We start from the raw sequence: 24,017 nt of genomic DNA, 5'->3' as shown, positions 1-24,017 counted from the left end.
GCGGGCGGTGTAAACCGGGAGGAGCATTTACCTTGAGACGGATAGCGATGACGGGCGGCGCCGGCCACGTAGCCACGCTGCTCCGGGGATTCCTTTGCACGGAAGTCGAGCATCTGCGGCTGATCGACGTTAGGCGAGCCGAGGAGCTCCGGCCGAACGAGAGCTTCGTCGAGGCCGATCTCGCCGATGCGGAGGCGATGAAAGGAGCGCTCGCCGGCATGGATGGCGTCATCCATCTCGGCGGCATTGCCCAGGAGAGCGATATCGAGGCGATCCTGCGCGCCAACGCGCTTGGCACCTTCAACGTCTACGAGGCGGCGCGCGCCAATGGCGTTCAACGCATCGTCTTCGCCTCCAGCAACCATGCAAGCGGATTCTATCCACGCAGCGAGACCATCACGCCGCTCGATCCCGCCCGTCCGGACAGCCGCTACGGCCTCTCGAAATGTTTCGGCGAACTGCTCGCCGGCCTGTATTACGACACGGCGGGCATTCGCACGCTGTCGATCCGCATCGGCAATGCCGGCACCTATCCGAACAGCGAGCGCTCGGCGGCGATCTGGATCAGTGCCCGCGATCTGGCGCAGCTCGTACGCATCGGACTCACCCATCCCGACATCGCCGCGGCGGTCGTCTACGGGGTTTCCCGGACCGATGCGAACTGGTGGAAGGACGATCTAGCCTGGCGGCTTGGATATCGGCCGCAGGACAACCCGCGCGACCACCTGCGCCTTGAAAACCCGACCGAGGGAGCGATTGCCGCCTATTTTCAGGGCGGCGGCTTTTGCGAGGGCGACCATGACGGGAAAATTCGTCTGCGCGATCGCGACGGCCTGGCCGTCCGAGCGGAGGCGCCACGATGAGCGGTCCGGCGATCATCACCCCCGAGACGCGCCGTCTGATCGATACCCCGATGAAGGTCGGCGAGTCGCCCACATGGGATGACGGGACGGGCGATCTCTGGTTCGTCGACATTCTTGCGCCGGCCGCGATGTGCCTCCGGTCCGGTGGCCGCATCGATCGTTACGACATGCCGGCCGCCATCGGTTGCCTTGCCCTTTGCGAAAGCGGCGACGTGGCGGTCGCGCTCCAGAGCGGCGTCCACATCCTCGATCCGAAAACCGGTTCGCTGAAGCTCCTTTGCGACCCGGACAGCGGCCGCCCCGACAGCCGGCTGAACGACGGCAAGGTCGGGCCGGACGGACATTTCTGGGTGGGCACGCGCGACGAGGCGGTGCCGCAAACCGGCAATGCCCGGCTCTACCGGGTTTCGCCCGACGGCACATTTTCCTGCGTCGCCGACGGCCTGAAAACCTCCAATGGCCTGGCCTGGAGCCCGGACGGCCGTCGCATGTACCATTCCGACAGCACTTGGCAGTTCCTGCAGGCTTTCGACTTCGATCCGGCCACCGGCGCGATCGGCGAAGCGCTCAAACTGCGCGACTTCACCTCCGAGGAGGGCAGGCCCGACGGTGGCGCGACAGATGCCGAATGCTTTTACTGGAGCGCCGGCGTCTCCGCCGGTTGCCTCAACCGCCTTTCGCCCGAGGGGGAGATCATCGAGATCTACAAGCTCCCGGTGAGCGCGCCGACCATGCCCTGCTTCGGCGGCCCGGATCTCAAGACATTGTATGTCACGAGCCTCGAGAGCGACCGCTCCGGCCGGCTCCAGGCCGGAACATTGCTCGCCTTCGAAGCGCCGGTCGCAGGCACGCCCGTCCATCGCTTCGCATTGTGAGCCGGGTCGATCCGCCCGGCGACAAGGAAAACCAGAGAGGGAAGGACATGAACATTCAGGATTTGCGCAAGGTCTTGCGCGGCGTATCCGGCGTCCCCGTGACGGCCTATGACGCGGATGGCGAGGTCGATCCCCGCATCACCGCGAAGGTCTACGCGCGCGTGGCCGAGGCCGGGATCCATAACATCGTAGCGGCCGGCAACACCGGCGAATTCTATGCGCTGACCCCCGACGAAATCCGGATCGTGCATGAAGCGGCGGTTGCCGGCGTCGACGGCAGGGCGCCGGTCACGGCCGCCGTCGGCCGTTCGCAGCGGGAAGCCGTTGCCATGGCCAGGGCCGCGAAAACCATGGGGGCTTCGGCGGTCATGTCGCACCAGCCGGTCGATCCTTTTGCGGCCCCCCAGTCGCAGATCGGCTATTTCCGGGCAGTCGCCGATGAATCGCCGCTGCCGCTGATTGCCTATGTGCGTGCCGAGGGCTTCGGCCTCGACGACATGGTGACGCTTGCCGGGCACCCCAATATCGCGGGTATCAAATTCGCCACCACCGATATCATGCTTCTGACACGCGCGATTGCCGCCAGCGACCCGAAGGGAGCGCTCTTCGTCTGCGGTCTGGCGGAAAGCTGGGCTCCGGCTTTCACCGCTGCTGGCGCACGGGGTTTCACCTCCGGCCTTGTCAATGTCGCCCCTCAGCTCTCGCTCCGCGTCCATGCGGCTCTGGAGAGTGGTGACTTCGCGGCGGCACGGGATGTTCTCGCCCTCATCGAGCCCTTCGAGCGCATGCGCACGAAATACCGCAACGGCGCCAATGTGACGGTCGTCAAGGAAGCCGTGGGCATGACCGGCCTCGCCGTTGGTGCCGTGCGCCTGCCGGGGCTGCCGCAGCTCGATGCCGAAGACCGCGTCATCCTTGCCGGGCTCCTCAAGACGTGGGAACCGAAAACGGAGGCGTAGGACGGCGTTCACCAGGCCAGGGTGTAGCTCCGTCCAACAGAAGCCGAAGACCTGAAAAGAGGTGACAAGGATGAGTTCGAGCGGTCTCTTCGTATCGGCCGTCGGGGCGGATTGGACCAGCCCCGAACCGGGCATAACCCGACGCGTCATGAGCTACGTGCCGGAAATGATGATGGTCGAGGTCGTCTTCGAAAAGGGCGCTGTCGGACAGCTCCATTCACACCCGCATGTCCAGGCGAGCTACGTGGCGGAAGGCCGGTTCGAGGTGGTAATCGACGGAAAATCCGGGATCCTCGAATAGGGGGACAGCTTCATCGTCCCGCCCGACCTGATCCATGGCGTAAGGGCTCTCGAACGCGGGCGGCTGATCGATTCCTTCACCCCCTTTCGAGCCGAGTTCGTGAGCGGACGTTAGATCACCGGGATTTCGGGTTGCGTCGACCCACGGCAAAGATGTCGTCGATTTCATTTTCCCCTCCCGCACGGGCGGTTTCGCCTGCCCGCGCGGCATGACCGGCCGTCGAGGATCCGCTGATTGAGAGGAAAGCCATCGGGCCGCGAAGCTTGATATGCATGCCGGACAGAGGTGTGGTAGAGCACCGGGACAATGCGCCGGTGCTCCGAGAATTCCTGAAGCCTGTAGGTCCCACCGTCGCAGCAATGAGTGAAGCCAGATTAGCCTAAGAGTCCCGCATGACAGACATGACCTCGACGCTGAGAACCTTTGAACCCCATCCGGGCGTGTTTGCCTATTACGACGGCCGCGTCGAGGGGCGGAGGCTTCATGGTGCAGAGCCGAATTGGCTCGACGACGGTGCCTACGGCTTGGGCGTCGCCTCCTATGCGATCTTTGATGCAGGCGAGGCGCTCGTCTACGATACGCATATCTCGCTCGCCCATGCGCAAGCCGTCAGGCGCCATCTGGAGGAGCTTGGCGCAAAGTCCATCCGCGTCGTCCTCAGCCATTGGCACAACGACCATATCGCCGGCAATGCGGTCTTCGCCGATTGCGAAATCATCGCGCTGAATCTGACCGCCGATGCGCTCCATGCCAATCGTGAGCAGATCGCCGCTCGCGTGCCGCCCATCGCCCCGCTGGTCATGCCCAACCGGCTCTTTGAAACGCGTTTGGACCTTCAAGTCGGAAAGCGCCGTGTCGAGCTTCACCACTTCGACATCCACAGCGCCGACGGCAATGTCCTCTGGCTGCCGGACGAGAGGATTCTACTGGCGGGCGATACGCTCGAAGATACGGTCACCTATGTTTCGGAAGCGGAAAACACGGCGAAGCATATTCGCGAGTTGGAGCGCCTGGCGACCTGGCCCGTCCATCACATTCTGCCGAACCACGGCGATCCGGACCGGATTGCGACGGGCGGATATGAAGCAAGCCTGATCAATGCCAACCGGCATTACCTCGAGCATTTGATGGATGCGGTGAAGCAGGCCCGAGCCGATACCGCATCCCTGAAGGATTTCATCGCTCAGGACCTGGCGTCGGGAGCCGTTTCGTATTTCGAACCCTATGAAGCGGTGCATCGGAAGAACATCGCCGCCCTGTCTGCGATATGAACTTGTCCAAGGCAGCGGGCATGCGCCGGGCGCCAGGCCCCCGGTCACGGTTTTGATGCCCGGCGCGCGGCCCTAAAGCCGCGCCTCCAGGATCAGGTTGAACGGCGTTTCCAAGGCGCGCCGGAAGCGGCTGAAGCCGGCCTTGCGGAACACCTCCTCCAGGCGAGCTTCGCCGGCCTGGGCGCCGAGCACCAGACGGCCCCCGTCGGAGATCGCGTGGGCGCAGCAGATCGTCGTCGAGGCGGCATAATAGATCCGCGCCACCGGCGAAACGTTGTCCTCGACCCGGTCGTGGGCGAAGGGCTCGACCAGCATCACGCTGCCCCCCGGTGCGATCGCTTTCGCGGCATGCGCGGCCGCGGCGACCGGGTCGCCCATGTCGTGCAGGCAATCGAAGAAGCAGATGAGGTCGTAGCCCGCACCCGGATAATTATCGGCCCGGGCGGTCGCAAAGCTGGTCCGTTCGGCAACGCCTGCCAATGCGGCGACCTTCCATGCCTCCGCCACGGAGCCCAGGTGGCTGTCGAAACCGCGGAACTCGGAGGCGGGGAAGGCCTCGGCCATCAGCACGGTCGAGTGGCCGTGACCGCAGCCGACATCCACGACGCGCGCGCCGGCCCGAAGCTTGTCGACGACGCCGTCGAGCGCCGGCAGCCATTCGGAAACCAGACTGGCCTTGTAGGCATTGCGGTAGAAGGCGGCGACCCCACAGAAGAGCCTCCCGTCATGGTCTCCCCAGGCAATGCCCCTGCCGCTGCGGAAGGCTTCCACGGCCTTCTCCTCGTCCGACCACATCGACGCCGGAACGGCCCAGGCGTTCGGGATGAAGTAAGGACTGTCCTCGTCGGCAAGCACCAGGGCCTGTTCCGGCGCAAGCTCGTAGGTGTCGCTGATCGCATGGTAGCCGACATAGCCGCCGGCGACCTGGGAGCCCAGCCACTCGCGCACATAGCGTTCGGCGCAGCCGGCGCGGCTCGCGAGCTCCCGCGAGGTGAGCGGGCCGGCTTCCGCCAGCGCCTTGTAGAGGCCGAGCCGGTGGCCGAGGCTCACCATCACGCCGCCATATCCGGCCGACAGGTCTCCGATGGCGCGCGCCACGAAGGCGTCGAGTTTCGCGGCGTCCACGCCCTTGCTTTGGGTCTGTTGCATCTTCGTTTCTCCTCCACGGGCGCCGAGATATTTCGGCCATGGCTGAACATCGCAGCGATCGCGGTTGAGCGGCAGAGCCGAACAGTCCACAATCGGGCCGTTTAGGCCATGCGACGAGCCCTGTTTACACGTCGACGTAATCACGCCGGGGATCCGATATGCCACGTCAGAGAGCCGAGACCGATCCGGACCCCGTCCATGTCAGCCTCGTCGCCATTCCCGAGGCGGTTGTCTCCACGCTGACCGGCATCTTCGACGTGATGAATGCCTTTGCCGTGATGGCGCCGCTCGGGCCTGCGCCGCTCGATCCGCCGCCCTTTCGGGTCGAGATCGTCGGATTGGAACAGGGTCCGCTGCAGCTCGCCAGCCATGTGCCGATCGTGGTCCAGCGCAGCATCGCGTCGCTTGAGGCGACCGATATCGTCATCGTCCCGTCGATCCTGCTCGGACCGGAAGGCTGGCGGACGGGCCGACACCCGGGGCTGGTCGAGTGGCTCCAGGCCATGCACCGGCGCGGCGCGCTCTTGTGCTCGGCCTGCTCGGGGATCTTCCTGCTCGCCGAAACCGGGCTCTTCGACGGCGTCGACGCGACGGTGCATTTCGGCTATGCAAGCGCCTTCCGGTCGGTCTTTCCGAAGGTGCCTGTCCGGCCCGAGCAGGTGCTGGTCGTCTCCGGCAAGCGCGAGGAACTGATCAGTTCGGGCGCCTCGATGACCTGGCACGATCTGGTCCTCTACCTGATCGCCCGTCATGCCGGCGCAACCGCCGCCCAGGCCGTCGCACGGCTCTTCGCGCTGCAATGGCACCAGGATGGGCTGGCGCCCTACATCACCTTCGAGGGACGCAAGGACCACGGCGACCTCACGATAAGCGCCGCGCAGGATTGGCTCGCAACGCATTTCTCGGTCGCCAGCCCGCTGGAGGAAATGATCCGCTTGACCGGACTGGCAGAACGCACCTTCAAGCGTAGGTTCACCGGCGCGACGGGCCTGAGCCCGATCGCCTATGTGCAGCGCCTGAGGATCGAGGAGGCGAAGCGTCGGCTCGAGCGAACGGAGGCCCCGGTCGATGAGATCAGCTGGCAGGTCGGCTATGAGGAACCAGCCTTCTTCCGCCGCCTTTTCAAACGCGTCACCGGCGTGACACCGGGAAGCTACCGCCGGCGCTTCAAGATACCGGAATTCGCCCAGCCGCGCCGGGGCAGCTGAGCACACCGGCTTCGTGAGCGCGAACGACGCCAATCACTCCACCAGACCCGCCTTGCGCAGGCCTTCGGTAATTTTCTCGGCGTCGGAAGGATCCCGAAACGGCAGGCGCGCAACATGCTCCGCGGGCGAATATTTCGGATTGATCTCCATGAGCTCGCGCCAGATCCGGTGGGCTTCGTCACGTTTGCCGAGATGCCCCAATGTGGCGGCGAGAAAGGCGCGTGACAGGTCCGTGGTCGGATTGACTTCGATCCTGTCGCTGAACAGGGCGGCCGCCTTTTCGTAGTCGCCGGCCACGAAATAGGCGGTGCCGAGGAAGTGCAGATATTGCTGCTGCACGGCCGGATCGAGGCGCATCGCCCTCTCGATATAGGGAATCCCCTTTTTCGGCTCCCCGGTATAGATCGACAGCACCCCGAGAATGTTCAGGGCGGAGGCGAAATTGGGACTGAGCGCCAGCGCGCGATCGGCTTCTTGCGCCCACCGCTGATAATTACGCCGGAACATGGCGACGAGGCAAACCACGAAGTGATTGTAGGGATCCTGGTCGTCCTTGCCGATTGCCTCCTCGGCATAGCGCTCCGCCTCGTCGAGCGAGGTCTCGGGCGCGGCGCTCCAATGGTTCTGGTAATCGAGGGTATAGGCCATGCCCAAACCCGCATAAGGGGCGGCATAGTTCGGGTCGAGCGCGAGCGCCCGCCGGAAGCAGGCCGTCGCTTCCTCGAACATCTCGCGATCCTTCTTGACCCCGCGAAGCAATTCCCGGCCGCGCAGGAACAGATCATGGGCGCCGACATCCCTCGTCCCCGCTTCGGCGCTGCGCGATTTCTCCGCTTCGCTGAGCGTGACCTTTAATTCGCTCACGATCTGCTGCGTGATGTCGTCCTGGACCTCGAAGATGTCGGTTAGTTGCCGATCGTAGCGCTCGGCCCAGACGTGGCCGCCGCTCGATCCGTCGATCAGCTGGGCGGTGACCCGAACGCGATTTCCTGCCTTGCGGATACTGCCTTCGAGGGCGAACCTGACGCCGAGATCGCGGCATACTTGAGGGACGTTGAACGCCTTGTCCTTGTAGACGAAAGCGGAATTGCGCGCGATGACGAACAGGCCGGAGACCTTGCTGAGATCGGTGATGATGTCTTCAGTGATTCCGTCGCTGAAATACTCCTGATCGGCATCGCGGCTCATGTTGTTGAAGGGGAGCACTATGATCGATGGCCTGTCCGGAAGCGATTTCGCCGGCCGAACGTCGTTGTCGATGGCCGCCACGCCACCGCGCAGCCAACGCCAGACGCGCACCGGACGATCGATATTCTTAACCTGCTGTCTTCCGAGATCCTCGAACCTAAGTTCGAGGCGATCGCGCACCTGGTCATGAACGGCCGCGGAGATGTAGATGCCGCCAGGCTCCGCTAGTGCCTCGAGGCGGGCCGCGACATTGACGCCGTCGCCATGGATGTCGTCGCCGTCGATTGCCACATCGCCCAGATTGATGCCGACGCGGAACTCGACCCGCTGCCGTTCCGGCAGACCGGCATTGCGTTCAGCGATCGCCTGCTGCATCTCGCAGGCGGCCCGCACCGCCTCCACCACGCTCGGGAATTCCGCGAGCAAGCCGTCGCCCATGAGCTTGACGATACGCCCGTGATGCTCCGCGATCTTCGGGCCGATCAGCTGGGTACGAAGCGATTTCAGCGCCGCGAGCGTGCCCTCCTCGTCGGCCCGGATCAGACGCGAGTAGCCAACGACATCGGATGCCATGATGGCGGCGAGGCGGCGTTCCAAAACCGTATCCTCCCAGGGAGAATGTAGAGGATTGCCGGCCGAGAATCCACGAAAGTGTAGGCTGCAAGTGGCATTCCGGCGCGCATCTCCTCGTTGACGTCGCCTCGCGCACCCGCGGGCTTCGCCTTGAAGGACGAGATCGGCTGGCAAAGGCTCTGCGACCGGGCCGAACGGGCGGTTGCCGACCTGCCAGCCTCCGCGGTGCTCGGGACGCTCTGAAAGCCAGGCAGCGCTTCAAATACCTTCCCTGCTCAGCCGTACGCAGCCTTCCGCCTCAAGGGCAATCCGGCCCCGGCCAAGACGCAGGAGGCGTATGGGCAGGCTCTTTTCCTCTAGCCTGCGGCGCAGGAGCAGCAGGCGCGTTTCGAGATTGTCCTTGAAGTCTGGCAGCCGCAGCCCGCCGTCGAGGCGGATCTCCCGGTTCGTGAACTCGCTGCGTCCATTTGCCAGATGCTGCTCGAGCATCCAGGCAAGCAAACGTCCTGCAACGCCCTTGATGACATAGGTGCCGTCGATGAAGACGCTGTCGTCGAAGCGGTGATGGGCGACGTGAATGCCCCGGTCGGTAGCCGTCGACGCGGGCTGTGCCCGACGATCGGACTCCGCCTCCTCGGAAGTCCGCTCGCTGAAGGCCAGCGCCAGCGCCGCATGTCGGGCGATGATCGACAGCGCCGTTTCGTCCTCCCGCGTGAAGGCAAGCCGCGCCCGGCTCTCGAAGAACAGCGCGCCGCGGGGTCTGCCGGCAACGGCGAGCGGCACTGCGATCTGGCTCATCGCGTCCGGCATGCCCGGCAGGACGATCGACCGGGTACGGTTCTCGTCGCTTGACGAATTGCGGACCGCCGCGTTGAAACGCCGAACGCGGCTCATGTCGCTGACCTTGACGATGCTCCCGCTGGCGGCGGCCGCGCCAATGACGCCGTCGCCGATTTCGACTTCCGAGCCGATACCGGAGGCCGCGTAGCCGAGACTGCCGATCGTGACGAGCTGTCGTCGCTCGTCGTAAAGCTCGAGGAAGAGTCCATGTTCGAAGCCGAGCCAGGTCTTGAGACCGTTCAGCGTCGCATCGACGATACCTTCCGCGTCGGTTTCGGCTGCAATCAGCTCGACGACACGGGCGGCGGCCGCCAACCGGTCGCGCTGTGGCGATGCTTTTCGTTCGGGCTCCATCGTCGCTCTGACGGATTCGATCTTGAGGACGCGGAAGACATCGAGGCCGCGCAGCCGCATGATCCCGGCCATGCCGACCTGAGCGCTGGTCGCATCGAGCTGCAGCGACAGATGCTCGAAGAGCGGCCCGGCATCGAGCGAATAGGCGAAGGTGAGCTCCAAGCGGAACTGGACGCCGGTCCCGGCGTCCACGGCGATCAGCGTCGCCTGAGGGTTCATCCGGATATTGGCGGATGTCTTGCCGAAGAACTGGTTCGAAAGCGCCACGTGTTCGCTGTCCACCATGGCGACGTGCGAGAGATAGGAGATGTTGGGAACGCCGTTGCCGTCGGCGGTCGCGATGATCGAGGGCACGACGCCTTCGAAGCAGGCTTCGAGATCAAACAGGCTCAGCGTCAAACGGTGGCGCTCCAAAGTCTGGTGCCGGCCTTCGCGCCGGGCGTCTGCAGGAAGATGTCGGAGACTTCGATGCCGACGAGGAACGGATCGCGGTTCGACAGCCACGGCGCAATGACCTCCGCGGGAATGCCGAGTCGCATCAGCGTAGAGACCATCTCGGCCAGGTAGCGGGCGGAGCGATCGATCTCGTCGGCTACGGCGGATTGGAGTGTCGCCGCACCCTTGACCTGATAGGAAACATAGTCCGCTGGACGCGCGAAGGTGACGGCAACGCGGCCGTTTGCCTTGAGATTGGCCACGGTTCCCGGCCATTGCCAGGCCGACAGCACCAGAAAAACCCTGCGCCGGTCGGCCGACGCCCAGGCCCCCGCCCCGCGCCCGATTTCCGGCTTCAGCGCCTCGTCGGCCGTCCCGACGATCTGCATCACCGGGCTCTCGATGAAACTGGCCAAGTCTTCCTCAATCATCGGCATTCGTCCCCCATGGTTTACCCATACAGCAGTTAGGCAGGTTTTAGGGTTCCAGGCCACCCTTTAGGAAGGTTTTAGGAAACGACCTCCCGCAACACGATTAGAAAAGACGGCAGCAAAGGAGGCTGTTTATGCAAGACGATCGAAAAGTGAAAATGCCCGAAAACGCCGTCGCCGTGATCGGCGCCGGCCCCGGCGGCCTTGCCGTAAGCCGCTGGCTCGGCGCCCACGGCCTGGTGCCGGTAATCTTCGAGACCGCTCCACGCCTCGGCGGCCAGTGGAACTCCGCATCCGCCACGAGCGCCACCTGGCCGGGCATGCGAACCAATACAAGCCGCATCATGACCGCCTTTTCCGATCTCGACCACGCTCCGGGCACGCCCACCTATGTCCGGCAGGAGGAGATGCTGAATTACCTGGAGCGCTATGCCTTCACTTTCGGGCTGCTGCCGCATCTGCGCCTCGGCACCCGGGTGGAGCGGCTCGAGCGGGCGGCGGAAGGGGCGTGGTTGATCCGCTCGGTCTCCGAAGAGGAGACGCGGACCGAGATCTTCCGGCAAGTGGTCGTCGCGACCGGCCGCCACAACCTTCCTCACGTGCCGGACGTCGCCGGCCTCAAGTCCTTCGGCGGTGCGCTCGGGATCTCGCACACCGCCCAATACACCGGCGCAGAGCGATACCGCGGCCGAAACGTCGTGGTCGCCGGCTGCTCGATCAGCGCGCTCGAAATCGCCTCTGACCTCGCGCTCTCCGGCGCCGGGGAGGTCGTTTCCACCAACCGCCGCCAGCGCTATATCCTGCCGAAGTTGATTGCCGGCGTGCCAACCGACCATGTGATGTTCACCCGCGCCGCCGCCCTTCTCGGCGAGGTCCTGCCGCCGGAAGAGCTTGCGGCCGGAATGAGGTCTACTGTCGTCAAGGCCGCCGGCAGGCCGGACCAGTTCGGCGCGCCGGCAGCGGCGGAAAACATCTTCGCCGCCGGCATCTCCCAGTCGCAGCATTTCCTTGTCGCCGTGGCGGAGGGGCGCATCACCACGCGCCCCTGGATCGAGCGCATCGAGGGACGTACCGTGCGTTTCTCGGACGGCTCGACCGCCGAGGCGGACGGGCTTCTCTTCGGCACCGGCTACCGCCTGTCGCTGCCCTGGCTCTCCGAAGAGATTGCCGAGACGATCGGCCACGACGGAAGCCGTCTCGACCTCCACCACCACACCTTCCATCCGGACCTGTCGGGTCTTGCCTTCCTTGGTCTTTATGACCTGATCGGACCCTATTTCCCGGTCCTTGAACTGCAGGCCCGCTGGATCGCCTATTGCCTCGCCGGCCGGCTGCCGCTGCCGTCGCCCGAGGCGATGCGGGCGGGCGTCGAAGAGGCCCGCGCGATGCGCTCCGGCCCGCCGAGCCTGCCGATGCATGTCGCCGCGCTGATTTTCGCGCGCAACGCCGGCATCGAACCGGATCTCGACCAATGGCCGGAGCTCGAGCGGTCGCTGCTGTTCGGACCGCTGTCGCCGGTTTCGTTCCGCTTGAGAGGCCCCGATGCCCAGGCGGACGCCCCCGCGAAGACGCTTGCCGCGGCGGCCGCCTTCGGCGCCATCGAGGACGACCGCTTCACGCCGGAGGAGGAGGCGCTATGGCGCCTCATCGGCCCGCGCACGGCACGGACCGCCGCCTGATCGGCCCGGCCGCGCAGAATGAAGAAAGGGCGGCGAGTCCTGGTCGAATCCGCCCCTCATCCCGCTGCCGCGACCTTCTCCCCGTTTTGACGGGGAGAAGGCGACTCGCGGCGCCGCTTCCCCTCGCCCTGGTGCGGATCGCTCGTGGGGAGAATCGGAGACCCTCACCTACGCCTTCCCGTAACCCCCGCCGGTCGGTGTCACCACAGTGAAGGCCTCGCCGGCCTCGAGAACGGTGTGAGCAGAGCCCGGCAGGTCTTCGATCCGGCCGTCGTTGCGCCGAACAGAATTGCGACCGAGCTCGCCCGGCTCCCCGCCCTTCAAACCGAAGGGGCGGATGCGCCGGTGGCCGGAGAGGATGGCGAAGTCCAGCCGCTCGCGCGCCCGGATCGTCCGCTCGGTGCCGTCGCCCGCCGACCACTGGCCGCGCCCCCCCGAGCCCTTGCGGATATGGAAGTCCTCGAGCACCACCGGGAACCGCGTCTCGAGGATTTCCGGATCGGTGAGCCGCGAATTGGTCATGTGGGTGTGAACCGCGTCAGCGCCATTATAGCCTGGCCCGGCCGGCGCGCCGGAGCAGATCGTCTCGTAATACTGGTAGCTCGCGTTGCCGAAGGTCAGGTTGTTCATCGTCCCCTGCGCTGCGGCCTGCGCCTCGACAGCGCCGAACAGGCAATTGGTCACCGCCTGGCTCACCTCGACATTGCCGGCGACGACGGCCGCCGGATAGCGCGGCGAAAGCATCGTGCCTTCGGGGATGACGATACGGATCGGCCTGAGGCAGCCGGCATTCATCGGGATATCGGCCTCGACCAGCACCCGGAAGACATAGAGCACCGCCGCGCGGGTCACCGGCCCCGGCGCATTGAAGTTGTCCGAACGCTGCGCCGACGTGCCGGTGAAATCGACCGTCGCCTCGCGCCTCTCGCGATCGATCGTAATCTTCGCGACGATCCGGCAGCCCTGGTCCATCTCGTAGGAGAACTCGCCGTCGCTCAGCTGGTCGAGCACGCGGCGCACGCTTTCGGCCGCATTGTCCTGGACGTGGCCCATATAGGCCTCGACGACGTCCTCGCCGAACAGGGCGATCATCTTCTTCAGTTCCGCCACCCCCTTCTCGTTGGCGGCAACCTGGGCTTTCAGGTCGTTGACGTTCTGGAGGATGTTGCGCACCGGGTAGCGCGCGCCGTTGAGCAACGTCTCCAGCTCCTCCTCGGAGAAGCGGCCCCGGTCGATCAGCTTGAAATTGTCGATATAGACGCCTTCCTCCTCGATATTGGTGGCGAGCGGCGACATCGAACCGGGCGAAATGCCGCCGATATCGGCGTGGTGGCCACGGCTTGCCACCCAGAAGCGGATCGCGCGGCCCTCGTCGTCGAAGACCGGCGTGCAGACCGTCAGGTCCGGCAGATGCGTGCCGCCGTTGTAGGGCGCGTTGATCAGGAACACGTCGCCCGGATGGATCACCGGGTTCTCGCGGATCGCGGTCGCGACCGACGCATCCATCGAGCCGAGATGCACGGGCATATGCGGCGCGTTGGCGACGAGATTGCCTTTGTTGTCGAAGACCGCGCAGGAGAAATCGAGGCGCTCCTTGATGTTCACCGAATAGGCGGTGTTCTGCAACGTCACGCCCATCTGCTCGGCGATCGACATGAAGAGGTTGTTGAAGATCTCCAGCATCACCGGGTCGGCCCTGGTGCCGACCGCCGTGCGCTCGGGCAGTGGCTTGATGCGCTTCAGCACGATGTGGTCCCTGGCCGTCAACTCGGCCTGCCAGCCATCCTCGACGATGATCGTCTGGTTCGCTTCGACGATGATCGCCGGTCCCGCCAGCCGTTGCCCCGGCTTGATCTCCGAGCGCAGCGCCACCGGCGCGTCATGGAATTCGCCTTGCGAATAGAAGCGGGTTTTCCGGCGAACGGCCCCCTCCCCGGAGATGGTCGGGAGACCGTCCGCCTCCATCTGCGCAGCCCCGCCGCCCACCGTCTCGACCTCGACGGCATCGATCACCAGCGGCTTGTTCTCGGCGACGAAGCCGAAGCGGCGCCTGTGCAGCGTCTCGAATTCGGCGCGCAGGCGCGGCGCATCGTCATGGTCCGGGAAGCTCGCCGCGACGGCGAGCACCGTATCCGTACCGGCGTAGCGGATATGGGCGCGCAGATGCGTGCGGATACGGTCACGGCCAATCCCCTGGGCGTCAAGTTCCGCGAGGCATTCGACCTGCAGTTCCGCCCCGAGTTTGGCGAGCGCTTGCGGTGCGGCATCGTCGAGCGCCACGCCGAGCGCCTTCTGCCGCGTCGCGCGGATATCGGCGAGACCCATGCCGTAGGCGGAGAGCAGCCCCGACATCGGGTGCAGGAGAATGCTCCTCATGCCGAGCGCGTCGGCGACGAGGCAGGCGTGCTGGCCGCCGGCGCCGCCGAAGCAGTTCAGCGCATAGCGCGTCACGTCGTAGCCGCGCTGCACGGAAATTTTCTTGATCGCCTCGACCATGTTGGCGACGGCGATCCGGATGAAGCCGTCTGCGACGTCTTCCGCGCTGCGGCCGTCGCCGATCTCGGCGGCGAGCGCGGCAAAACGCGCCCGGACCGTTTCGACGTCTAGCGGCAGGTTCTGCTCAGGCCCGAAGATCGCCGGAAAATGCTCCGGCATCAGCTTGCCGACCATGACATTGGCGTCGGTGACGGCGAGCGGCCCGCCGTTACGGTAGCAGGCCGGGCCTGGGTTGGCACCGGCCGAATCGGGCCCGACGCGGAAGCGTTCGCCGTCGAAATGGAGGATCGAACCGCCGCCGGCGGCGACCGTGTGGATCAGCATCATCGGCGCCCGGACGCGCACGCCGGCGACTTCCGTCTCGAAGGCGCGTTCGTATTCGCCGTCGAAATGGGCGACGTCGGTCGAGGTGCCGCCCATGTCGAAGCCGATGACCCGGTCGAAGCCGGCCGCCTCGCCGGTCCTCGCAAGACCGACGACGCCGCCGGCCGGCCCGGAAAGGATCGCGTCCTTGCCCTGGAACAGGTCCGCCGCCGTCAGACCGCCGGACGACATCATGAACATCAGCCGGGCGCCGGATCGCGCAACATCGAGCTCCTCCGACACCTGCGCCACATAGCGGCCGAGCACCGGCGAGAGATAGGCGTCGACGACCGTCGTGTCGCCGCGGCCGACATATTTGACGAGCGGCGAGACCTCGTGGCTGACCGAGACCTGCTCGAAGCCGATGGCGCGGGCGACGCGGGCGACGGCCGCCTCGTGATCGGGATACCGGTAGGCGTGCATGAAGACGATCGCGACCGCGCTGTATCCTTTCGCCTTCAAAGCTTCGAGCGCCTGCCGTGCCGCCTCTTCGTCGAGCGGTCGCTCGATCGTCCCGTCCGCAAGCACCCGCTCGTCGAGCTCGACGACGTCCGAATAGAGCGCCTCCGGCTTGATGATTTCGGTCGCGAAAATCTTCTTGCGCTCCTGGTAGCCGATCCTCAGACCATCGCGGAAGCCGCGCGTCGTGATGAGCGCCAGCCGCTCCCCCTTGCGCTCCAGCAGCGCATTGGTGGCGACAGTGGTACCCATCCGGACCTCGCCGATCAGCCCCGGCGGCACCGGCTCGCCGGCGGCAAGGCCGAGATGCAGCCGGATGCCGTGGACGGCGGCGTCCCGATAGGCGCCGGGATTCTCGGAAAGCACCTTGAGGGCGTGCAATCGGCCTTCGGGATCGCGGCCGATCACGTCGGTGAAGGTGCCGCCGCGGTCCACCCAGAAGTCCCAAGTGCCGGCCATCCGTCTCTCCTCGCTCAAATGAACTTTCCGCACGAGCCGATAAGAGCATTTTATTGACAATTTGTCGATAAAATGTTGTCGTCGAGCAGGTCAGGAGTGTGCCGATGAGCAGGAAGCGGGAGCAAGACCACGAAAAGCGGGACTGGGCCGAGACCGGACTGCCCGACCATCTGAAGCCGGTCTCCGCCATCGGCCCGATCGTTTCGTCGGCTCACCTTGCCGAAGGCGGCTCGCCGGGGCTTTCCGAAGTGGAATACGGCCTGATCCTCGCTTCGCACGCCTTCCACCGCTGGATGGCGCGTTGCATGGCGGCCGCCGGCATTCCCGGCCTCTCGCCGATGGAAATCATGATCCTGCACACCATCCGTCACCGTGACCGTGGAAAGAAGCTTTCCGACATCTGCCTCGTTCTCGACATCGAGGACACGCATGTCGCGGCCTATGCGATCCGCAAGCTCGAGGCGGCCGGCCTGGTGACGACCGGCAGACAGGGCAAGGAAAAGACCGTCCGCATCACCCCGAAGGGCGCCGAAGCCTGCGGACGCTACGCGCAGATCCGCGAGCGCCTGCTGGTCGCCTCGACCGCCAAGGCCCGCCCCTCGGAAGAAACCCTCTCGGAAATCGCCGCCGTGCTGCGCTTCCTCTCCGGCGCCTACGAGCAATCGGCGCGCGCCGCGACGACGCTGTAGGACAAGAGCGCGGCAATCAGCCCCCCATCCGGCCTGCCGGCCACCTCGGCGGCGCATCTGCTGGTCGTCCCGAAGACCTCAACAAACACGCCGGAGGGAAATGGAACAATTTTCGTTGAAAGCCAAGGCATGAGCAGAGGGACAAGCAGAACTTGCCGAACGGCGCAATTTCTTGATTTCTCCCGGCGATGCCTGTTGTCATTCTTCAGTCGCCTCATGGGAGTTCGTGTGATGACCAAAGCACTTGTTACGGGGGCGACGCGGGCCCCCGGGCGCGTGATCGCGGCCACGCTCGCTGACGCGGGATGGGAGGTGCATGCTCTCGGGCGTGATCGAGTCGTGCTTGAGGAAATGCGTGCCAATCATGGCATCGTTCCGATGGCGATGGATTTGACCGACCGCGACTATGTGCGCTTCGTCGTTGAAGGCATGGAACCGGATGTGCTTGTTCACTCCGCGCTTCGATGGCCCGACAAAGCGCGCTTCCTCAATCTTTCGGAAGCGGACATCGACATGGCCCTGGAGGTTAACCTTTCCGCGACGATCCACCTGACGCGGGCCGTTTTGCCTTCGATGATTGCGCGTCGGCAAGGCGCGCTTCTCATGGTTTCGCCTGAGGAATCCGGAGCGGCAAGCCTGATTGAGAGAACCGTCGCATCGGCCGTCAATGGCCTTGCGCACGCGCTCCGGAGCGAGATTTCGAACACCGGTGTCTCGGTTCACTACCTTGCCTTTGAAAATCACACGTCCCAGCAGTTGGGCGAAGAAGCGCTTTCACTTTTGTCGGGATCGGGATTCCAGCCCGTGCCCAAACCGTGACCATTCGAACTCGCGATAGACAGGAACACAACGATGCAACGTAATGGAGGGCAGCTTCTCGTCGAATGCCTCTTGGCGCTTGGTGCGACGAAGAGTTTTGGCGTGCCCGGCGAAAGCTATCTGGCGGTGCTCGACGCGCTGCACGACACCGCTGGTCGTCTCGACTACATCCTTTGCCGCAACGAGGGCGGAGCGGCATTCATGGCCGCCGCCTACGGCAAGCTGACCGGCCTGCCCGGGATCTGCTTCGTCACGCGCGGCCCGGGAGCCACCAATGCCTCCATCGGCGTCCATACGGCCATGCAGGATTCTGCGCCGATGCTGCTCTTCGTCGGCCAGGTCGGCACCGACATGAAAGGGCGCGAAGCCTTTCAGGAAGTGGATTACAAGGCGGTTTTCGGCACCATGGCCAAATGGGCCGTCGAGATCGACGACGTCGATCGAATTCCGGAAATCATGTCACGCGCCTGGACCATGGCCGTTTCGGGCCGTCCCGGCCCCGTCGTGATCGCGCTGCCCGAGGACATGCTGACGTGTCTCACCGGGGCCGAGCCTCTTGCCGGTCCAATCGAACTCTCCGAGCCCGCGCCGTCTGCTTCGGCCATGCAACGCCTGCGGGAGATGCTGGCCGGCGCCACGCGGCCGGTCATCATGTACGGCGGATGCAACTGGTCCGAGGGCTCCATGGCTGCGGTCCAGCGCTTTGCCGAGGCCTCCGACATTCCTGTCGTCTCCGTCTTCCGTTACCAGGACCAGTACGACAACGCCTCGTCGACCTACTGTGGCGAGGCCGGCGTCGGCATGGTTGCCTCGGTCAAGGAACTGCTGCGCGCCGCCGATGTCGTCCTCGCGATCAACAACCGCTTCGGGGAGAATTCCACGGACGGCTACACTCTGTTCCAGGTGCCCCAGCCTCGCCAGCAGATCGTTCATGTCCACGGTTCGGACCTGGAGATCGGCAAGGTCTATCGACCGGCGCTCGGCATTCATGCAGGCCCGAACGCCTTCGCAGAAGCGCTGGGCGCTCTCGAACCGGTCAAGGGCGGATGGGCGGAATGGCGCGCCGAGGGACGGCTTGCCTATGAAAAGGGTTTCGATCTCCCCGACCTGCCTTCGCCGGTCGATATGGGCAAGGTCACGGCCCTCCTGAACGACATTTTGCCGGATGACGTGATCCTCACCAATGGCGCTGGCAACTTCACGGTCTGGCCGAACAAGTTCTTCAGGTTCGGCCCCAAGGCGCGCCTTCTCGCCCCGCAATCGGGCGCGATGGGCTATGGCGTTCCGGCCGCGGTGGCCGCCAAGGTCGCCCATCCCGAGCGCACCGTGGTCTGTTTTGCCGGCGACGGCGACTTCCAGATGAACTGCCAGGAACTGGCAACCGCGCTCCAGCACGATGCGCAGCCGATCATCCTGCTGCTCAACAACGGCATCTACGGGACGATCCGCGCGCACCAGGAGCGTCACTATCCCGCACGCGTCTCCGGCACGACGATGATCAACCCGGATTTTGTGGCTCTTGCAAAGTCATACGGCTTTCACGCGGAGCGGGTTGGCTCAACGGCCGATTTCCCCGCCGCTTTCGAGCGCGCTCGCGCTTCCAGGACAGGGGCACTGCTCGATCTGGACATCTCGCCCGAGGCTCTCACCCCACGCCAGACGCTGAGCCAGATGCGAGAGGCCGCGCTTTCTGCAAAGGAAACAGCATGACACAAGACATTCGCCTTGGGGCCGATATCGGCGGCACCTTCACCGACATCGCGCTCGACGTGAGGGGGACCTTGTTCTCGACCAAGGTGCTGACGAACTATTCCGCTCCGGAACAGGCAATCCTCGATGGTATCGAGATTGTCTGCAGGGATGCGGGCATAGCGCCGAAGGACATCGCCATCGTCATCCACGGAACGACGCTGGCAACCAACGCCCTGATCGAGCGCCGTGGCGCGAGGACGGCGCTCGTCACCACCGAAGGCTTCCGCGACGTCATCGAGATGCGCACGGAGAACCGCTTCGAGCAGTACGACCTGAGTCTCGTGCTGCCGACGCTACTCATCCCGCGCGAGGATCGCTTCCCGGTCAAGGGCCGCATCGACGCGCAGGGCAGGGAGCTTCAGCCACTTGACGAAGCGGCGCTGGAAGCCCTGGCGGATGTCATCGCCGAACGCGGTTTCGGCGCGGTGGCGATCGGCTTCATCCATTCCTACATGAACCCGGCACATGAGGAGCGCGCTCGCGAAATCCTGTCGCGGAAGCTCTCCATCCCGATCTCGATCTCGTCTGAGGTTTCCCCGCAGATGCGGGAATTCGAGCGCTTCAACACGGTCTGCGCCAACGCCTATGTACGCCCCCAGATGGCCGATTACCTTTCGCGCCTGCAGGTCAGGTTGAAGGAGATGGGTGCCGGATGCCCCGTCTTCATGATTCATTCGGGCGGCGGCCTCATATCCGTCGAGACGGCTTCGGAGTTCCCGGTGCGTCTCGTCGAATCCGGGCCGGCAGGCGGCGCGATCTTCGCAGCCGATATCGCGCGGCGTTTCGGCCTCGACCGCGTCGTGTCCTATGACATGGGCGGCACGACCGCCAAGATCTGCCTGATCGAGGACTATCAGCCGCACACGGCGCGCACCTTCGAGGTGGCGCGCACCTATCGCTTCTGCAAGGGCTCGGGCATGCCGATCTCCATTCCGGTGATCGAGATGATCGAAATCGGCGCCGGCGGCGGTTCCATCGCCTGGGTGGATGCCATGGGCCGCATCCAGGCGGGACCGGAGTCGGCGGCTTCCGAGCCGGGCCCCGCCTGCTACCAGCGCGGGGGAACGCGTCCGGCCATCACGGATGCGGATCTCGTGCTCGGCAAGCTCGACCCCGACAATTTCGCCGGCGGCAAGATCAAGCTTTCCGTGGAAAACGCCGTCGCGGCGATCGGGCGGGACGTGGGCGAGAAGCTCAGGCTCGCCCCGCAGGCTGCCGCCTTCGGCATCGTCGAGGTGGTCGACGAGAACATGGCCAATGCCGCCCGCGTGCATGCGGTCGAAAATGGCAAGAACATTTCCGACAACATCATGATCGCCTTTGGCGGTGCCGCGCCGCTGCATGCGGCGCGCCTGTGCGAGAAGCTCAACGTGGACCAGTGCCTGATCCCGCAGGGAGCTGGGGTCGGGTCGGCCATCGGCTTCCTGAAAGCGCCCTTCGGCTACGAGGCACTCGCCACCAAGATCATCGGGCTGTCGGAATTCGACGTCTGCGCGATCAACACCATGCTCGACGACCTCAAGACTACGGCAGAAGGCTTTGTCCGCGCCGGTACGGACGGCGAGATCCTTCGCGAAGTGACCGCCTTCATGCGCTATGCGGGCCAGGGCTGGGAAATCCCGGTCCCGCTGCCGGATCGTGAGTTCACGACCGCGGACCGCGGGATGATCGAGGAAGCGTTCAAGACCCGCTACGCGCAGTTTTTCGGCCGCGCCGTCGAAGGCCCGGAAATCCAGTTCGTCACCTGGTCGGTAAAGGCGCAGGATGTCCGGCCCGAAGGCGAGACCTTCTCGCTGGAAACGGAAGGATCTCCAGGGGACGTTCCCTCGACGCGCACCGTGTTCGATCCGGCTTTCGGCGCCGAAATGAAGACCGCCATCGTGCCGCGCCACACGCTGCAGCCGGGCGCCCGCGTTGCCGGTCCTGCCGTGATCGCCGAGCGGGAAACCTCGACCGTCGTCACGTCGCCCTTTGACGCCGTCATCCAGGCGGACGGCACAATCCTACTTGTCCGGAAAGGGCGCTGATCCATGAGCGACATCAATGAAATCCGTATGCAGGTCATGTGGAACCGCCTGATCTCGGTTGTCGAGGAACAGGCGCTGACCCTCCTGCGGACAGCATTCTCGACCTCGGTGCGTGAAGCAGGCGACCTGTCGGCGGGGGTCTACAATGCCACGGGAGAAATGCTCGCGCAGGCCGTGACCGGAACGCCCGGTCACGTCAACACGATGGCCGAGGCCGTACTGCATTTCATCAACGAGATTCCTCGCGAAGAAATGTATCCGGGCGACACTTATGTGACCAACGATCCCTGGAAGGGCACGGGTCACCTGCACGACATCACGATGGTCTCGCCGTCGTTCAGGGGTGACGAACTGATCGGCTTCTTCGCCTGCACGGCGCACGTTGTCGATGTCGGCGGCCGCGGCTTCGGCGCAGACGGCAAGTCGGTCTATGAAGAGGGGATTCAGATCCCGATCATGAAGTTTGCCGAACGCGGCGTCGTCAACAAGGATCTCCTGAAGGTCCTGCGCCTCAACGTACGCGAACCCAACCAGGTGATCGGCGACTTCTTCTCGCTCGCCGCCTGCAACGACGTCGGTCACAAGCGGCTGCTCGAGATGCTCGAAGAAGTCGGCTACGACAATCTCGACACGCTCGGCGACTTCATCCTGTCGCGCACCCGCGCCGCGACGGCGGAACGCATCGCAGGCCTGCCCAAGGGTGCCTGGTCGAACGAGATGCTGACCGACGGCTATGACGAGCAGATCAGGCTCGCCGCGAAAGTCACCATCACGGACACCGGCATCAATGTCGATTTCTCCGGCACCGCCCCAATGAGCCGCTGGGGCATCAATGTCCCGCTGATCTACACCAAGGCCTATGCGTCCTATGCGCTGAAATGTGTCGTCGCGCCTGACATTCCCAACAATGCCGCATCGTTGGCTGCATTCAACGTCTCTTCGCCGACCAATATCCTGAACGCGGAGCGTCCGGCTCCGGTTTCCGTGAGACACGTCATCGGCCATATGGTGCCCGACCTTGTCCTGGGCGCGCTTGCCCAGGCGCTTCCCGGGCAGATTCTCGCCGAAGGGGCGGCCGCATTGTGGAACATTCACATTTCCGCGCGCCCCGTCGCCGGACAGACGGGCCGGCGTGCCGAGGTGCTGATGTTCAACTCCGGCGGCATGGGTGCGCGTCCCGGCCTCGACGGGCTGTCGTCCACGGCCTTTCCCTCCGGCGTTCACACCATGCCGATCGAGGCAACCGAGCAGACCGGCCCGATCGTTGTCTGGCGCAAGGAACTCAGGCCCGATTCCGGCGGCGCGGGCAAGTATCGCGGCGGTCTCGGGCAGATCATCGAAATCGCCCCCGCCGATGGCCACGAGTTCGACTTCTCGGCAATGTTCGATCGCATTTCGACGCCGGCGCGTGGCCGGAACGGCGGAGAGAACGGCGCGCCGGGTTCAGCCAGGCTGGACGACGGCACGAAGCTCAGGCCCAAGGGCTGGCAACATGTACCGAGCGGTCGCCGCCTGGTGCTGGAACTGCCGGGCGGCGGCGGCTTCGGCAATCCTGCCGAGCGTTCGGCCGAAGCCAGGGCCGAGGATCTGTCCAAGGGATACATGACGGAGAAGAAGTGATGAGCCATATCGCAAGCCGGCTTTCGGCGGTCAAGCCATCGGCATCCATGGCCGTGTCGCAGGCTGCCAAGGATCTGGCGGCAACAGGTGTCGATGTCATCGACCTCGGCCTCGGAGAGCCGGACTTTCCGGCTCCCGCGCATATAACCGAAGCGGCATTCGAGGCCGCGCGCTGCGAGCGAATGCTCTACACGGCATCCCTCGGGACTCCGGACCTCAGGAAGTCCATTGCCGGCAAGTTCAAGCGCGAAAACGGACTCGACTACGCAATCGATGAGATCGCCGTGGCGAACGGCGCCAAGCAGATCATCTTCAACGCCCTGATGGCGACTGTCGAGGCGGGTGACGAAGTCATTCTTCCCGCGCCCTACTTCGTCTCCTATCCGGAAATGGTGAAGCTCTTCGACGGTGTTCCCGTGACCCCGGCCTGCCCCGCGGCAGCGGGTTTCAGGCTCACGCCGGAAGTTCTGGAAAACGCAATCACCGAAAAGACCCGCTGGCTGTTCCTGAACATGCCTGGCAATCCCTCCGGTGCGGTCTACAGCGAAGCGCAGCTCAAGGCACTGGGCGCGGTGCTCGCGAAGCATCCCGGCGTCATGATCCTCTCCGACGAGATCTACGAGCACATCATATTCGATGGCCGCAAGTTTGTGTCCTTCGGCACCGCCTGCCCGGACCTGCGCGACCGGACGCTGATCGTCAACGGCATGTCGAAGGCCTATGCGATGACCGGCTGGCGCGTCGGCTATGCGGCGGGCCCGAAGGACCTCATCAAGGCGATGGGAACCATCCAGAGCCAATCCTGCACGTCCGTATCCGCGCCGGCACAGATCGCCGCGCGCGCGGCGCTGGAGGGACCTCAGGAGGATGTGTCGAAATTCTGCGCCGCTTTCGAGCGCCGGCGCAATCTCGTCGTCGAGGGCATCGCCAGGATCGACGCGCTGACACTCGATCCGCCGGAGGGCGCGTTTTACGCCTATATCGGCTGTGCTGCGCTTATCGGTGCGAAAACGCCTTCAGGTCAGACCCTCGAGGATGACGTGGCTGTGGCGAAGTATCTTCTTGAGGTCGGTCATGTAGCCGCTGTTCCCGGCACTGCCTACGGTCTTTCCCCGTTCTTCCGCATATCGACCGCCACGTCCGAAGACGCGCTGGCCGAGGCGGTGAAGCGCATAGGGGTCGCCGTCGCAGAACTCAGGCCCTGATG

18 protein-coding genes and 1 pseudogene are annotated in these 24,017 nt (G+C 64.8%); 14 read left to right on the top strand and 5 right to left on the bottom strand.

Going from position 1 to position 24,017, the window contains the following annotated elements; genetic code table 11:
* Positions 1–32 precede the first annotated feature (32 nt).
* From AU381_RS22220 to AU381_RS22200, 5 genes and pseudogenes are all read left to right on the top strand, one after another.
* Positions 33–863 carry an NAD-dependent epimerase/dehydratase family protein gene (locus AU381_RS22220; RefSeq protein ID WP_064243880.1) on the top strand — a complete coding sequence of 277 codons (831 nt, stop codon included), beginning with the start codon at positions 33–35 and terminating at the stop codon, positions 861–863.
* Entirely contained in the window at positions 860–1,738 is an 879-nt protein-coding gene (locus AU381_RS22215) for an SMP-30/gluconolactonase/LRE family protein (RefSeq protein ID WP_064243879.1), read from the top strand. The genes AU381_RS22220 and AU381_RS22215 overlap by 4 nt, the downstream gene beginning before the upstream one ends.
* Positions 1,739–1,785: 47 nt before the next feature.
* On the top strand, positions 1,786–2,697 hold the full coding sequence (locus tag AU381_RS22210; protein WP_064243878.1) for a dihydrodipicolinate synthase family protein: 912 nt from the start codon (positions 1,786–1,788) through the stop codon (positions 2,695–2,697).
* A gap of 70 nt (positions 2,698–2,767) precedes the next feature.
* A pseudogene (locus AU381_RS22205) lies at positions 2,768–3,112 on the top strand (cupin domain-containing protein).
* A 278-nt stretch (positions 3,113–3,390) separates the two neighbouring features.
* Positions 3,391–4,269, top strand: coding sequence for an MBL fold metallo-hydrolase (locus AU381_RS22200; protein WP_064243877.1), 879 nt, complete (start codon positions 3,391–3,393; stop codon positions 4,267–4,269).
* A gap of 72 nt (positions 4,270–4,341) precedes the next feature.
* On the opposite strand, the gene AU381_RS22195 is transcribed toward AU381_RS22200, so the two are convergent.
* Positions 4,342–5,418 (bottom strand): class I SAM-dependent methyltransferase, encoded by a 1,077-nt coding sequence (locus AU381_RS22195; RefSeq protein ID WP_064243876.1) that lies wholly within the window; start codon positions 5,416–5,418, stop codon positions 4,342–4,344.
* A gap of 158 nt (positions 5,419–5,576) precedes the next feature.
* Here AU381_RS22195 and AU381_RS22190 point away from each other — a divergent pair, with 158 nt between their 5' ends.
* Positions 5,577–6,626, top strand: a complete 1,050-nt coding sequence (locus AU381_RS22190) for a GlxA family transcriptional regulator (protein ID WP_064243875.1) — start codon at positions 5,577–5,579, stop codon at positions 6,624–6,626.
* Positions 6,627–6,659: 33 nt separating this feature from the next.
* On the opposite strand, the gene AU381_RS22185 is transcribed toward AU381_RS22190, so the two are convergent.
* Complete coding sequence (locus tag AU381_RS22185) at positions 6,660–8,411, bottom strand: adenylate/guanylate cyclase domain-containing protein (RefSeq protein WP_244520107.1); 1,752 nt, start codon at positions 8,409–8,411, stop codon at positions 6,660–6,662.
* Between the two features lie 93 nt (positions 8,412–8,504).
* Here AU381_RS22185 and AU381_RS31045 point away from each other — a divergent pair, with 93 nt between their 5' ends.
* Entirely contained in the window at positions 8,505–8,630 is a 126-nt protein-coding gene (locus AU381_RS31045; protein ID WP_280137784.1) for a hypothetical protein, read from the top strand.
* Positions 8,631–8,645: 15 nt separating this feature from the next.
* On the opposite strand, the gene AU381_RS22180 is transcribed toward AU381_RS31045, so the two are convergent.
* Both AU381_RS22180 and AU381_RS22175 read right to left on the bottom strand, forming a co-directional pair.
* Positions 8,646–9,980, bottom strand: a complete 1,335-nt coding sequence (locus AU381_RS22180; RefSeq protein ID WP_064243874.1) for a GAF domain-containing protein — start codon at positions 9,978–9,980, stop codon at positions 8,646–8,648.
* Positions 9,977–10,447, bottom strand: coding sequence for a hypothetical protein (locus AU381_RS22175; protein WP_064243873.1), 471 nt, complete (start codon positions 10,445–10,447; stop codon positions 9,977–9,979). Before AU381_RS22175 ends, AU381_RS22180 begins: the two co-directional genes overlap by 4 nt.
* Positions 10,448–10,581: 134 nt before the next feature.
* On the opposite strand from AU381_RS22175, the gene AU381_RS22170 reads away from it, so the two are divergent.
* Positions 10,582–12,126: a flavin-containing monooxygenase gene (locus AU381_RS22170; protein WP_064243872.1), complete on the top strand. Its 1,545-nt coding sequence runs from the start codon at positions 10,582–10,584 to the stop codon at positions 12,124–12,126.
* A gap of 168 nt (positions 12,127–12,294) precedes the next feature.
* Here AU381_RS22170 and AU381_RS22165 read toward each other — a convergent pair whose 3' ends face one another.
* Entirely contained in the window at positions 12,295–15,903 is a 3,609-nt protein-coding gene (locus AU381_RS22165) for a hydantoinase B/oxoprolinase family protein (RefSeq protein ID WP_064243871.1), read from the bottom strand.
* A gap of 104 nt (positions 15,904–16,007) precedes the next feature.
* On the opposite strand from AU381_RS22165, the gene AU381_RS22160 reads away from it, so the two are divergent.
* From AU381_RS22160 to AU381_RS22135, 6 genes are all read left to right on the top strand, one after another.
* Positions 16,008–16,592, top strand: coding sequence for a winged helix DNA-binding protein (locus AU381_RS22160; protein ID WP_064243870.1), 585 nt, complete (start codon positions 16,008–16,010; stop codon positions 16,590–16,592).
* Positions 16,593–16,823: 231 nt separating this feature from the next.
* Positions 16,824–17,411: an SDR family NAD(P)-dependent oxidoreductase gene (locus AU381_RS22155; RefSeq protein WP_064243869.1), complete on the top strand. Its 588-nt coding sequence runs from the start codon at positions 16,824–16,826 to the stop codon at positions 17,409–17,411.
* 33 nt (positions 17,412–17,444) lie between these two features.
* On the top strand, positions 17,445–19,121 hold the full coding sequence (locus AU381_RS22150) for a thiamine pyrophosphate-dependent enzyme (protein ID WP_064243868.1): 1,677 nt from the start codon (positions 17,445–17,447) through the stop codon (positions 19,119–19,121).
* A complete protein-coding gene (locus AU381_RS22145) occupies positions 19,118–21,190 on the top strand; it encodes a hydantoinase/oxoprolinase family protein (RefSeq protein WP_064243867.1) in 2,073 nt (690 codons plus the stop codon). Before AU381_RS22150 ends, AU381_RS22145 begins: the two co-directional genes overlap by 4 nt.
* Positions 21,191–21,193: 3 nt before the next feature.
* Complete coding sequence (locus AU381_RS22140; protein ID WP_064243866.1) at positions 21,194–22,810, top strand: hydantoinase B/oxoprolinase family protein; 1,617 nt, start codon at positions 21,194–21,196, stop codon at positions 22,808–22,810.
* Positions 22,810–24,015, top strand: coding sequence for a pyridoxal phosphate-dependent aminotransferase (locus AU381_RS22135; protein ID WP_064243865.1), 1,206 nt, complete (start codon positions 22,810–22,812; stop codon positions 24,013–24,015). The genes AU381_RS22140 and AU381_RS22135 overlap by 1 nt, the downstream gene beginning before the upstream one ends.
* Positions 24,016–24,017 lie beyond the last annotated feature (2 nt).

The organism is Sinorhizobium glycinis, assembly GCF_001651865.1.
GTDB lineage: Bacteria > Pseudomonadota > Alphaproteobacteria > Rhizobiales > Rhizobiaceae > Sinorhizobium > Sinorhizobium glycinis.
Note: the sequence above shows the minus strand (reverse complement) of the source record. Positions and strands in the feature narration are given on the sequence as shown.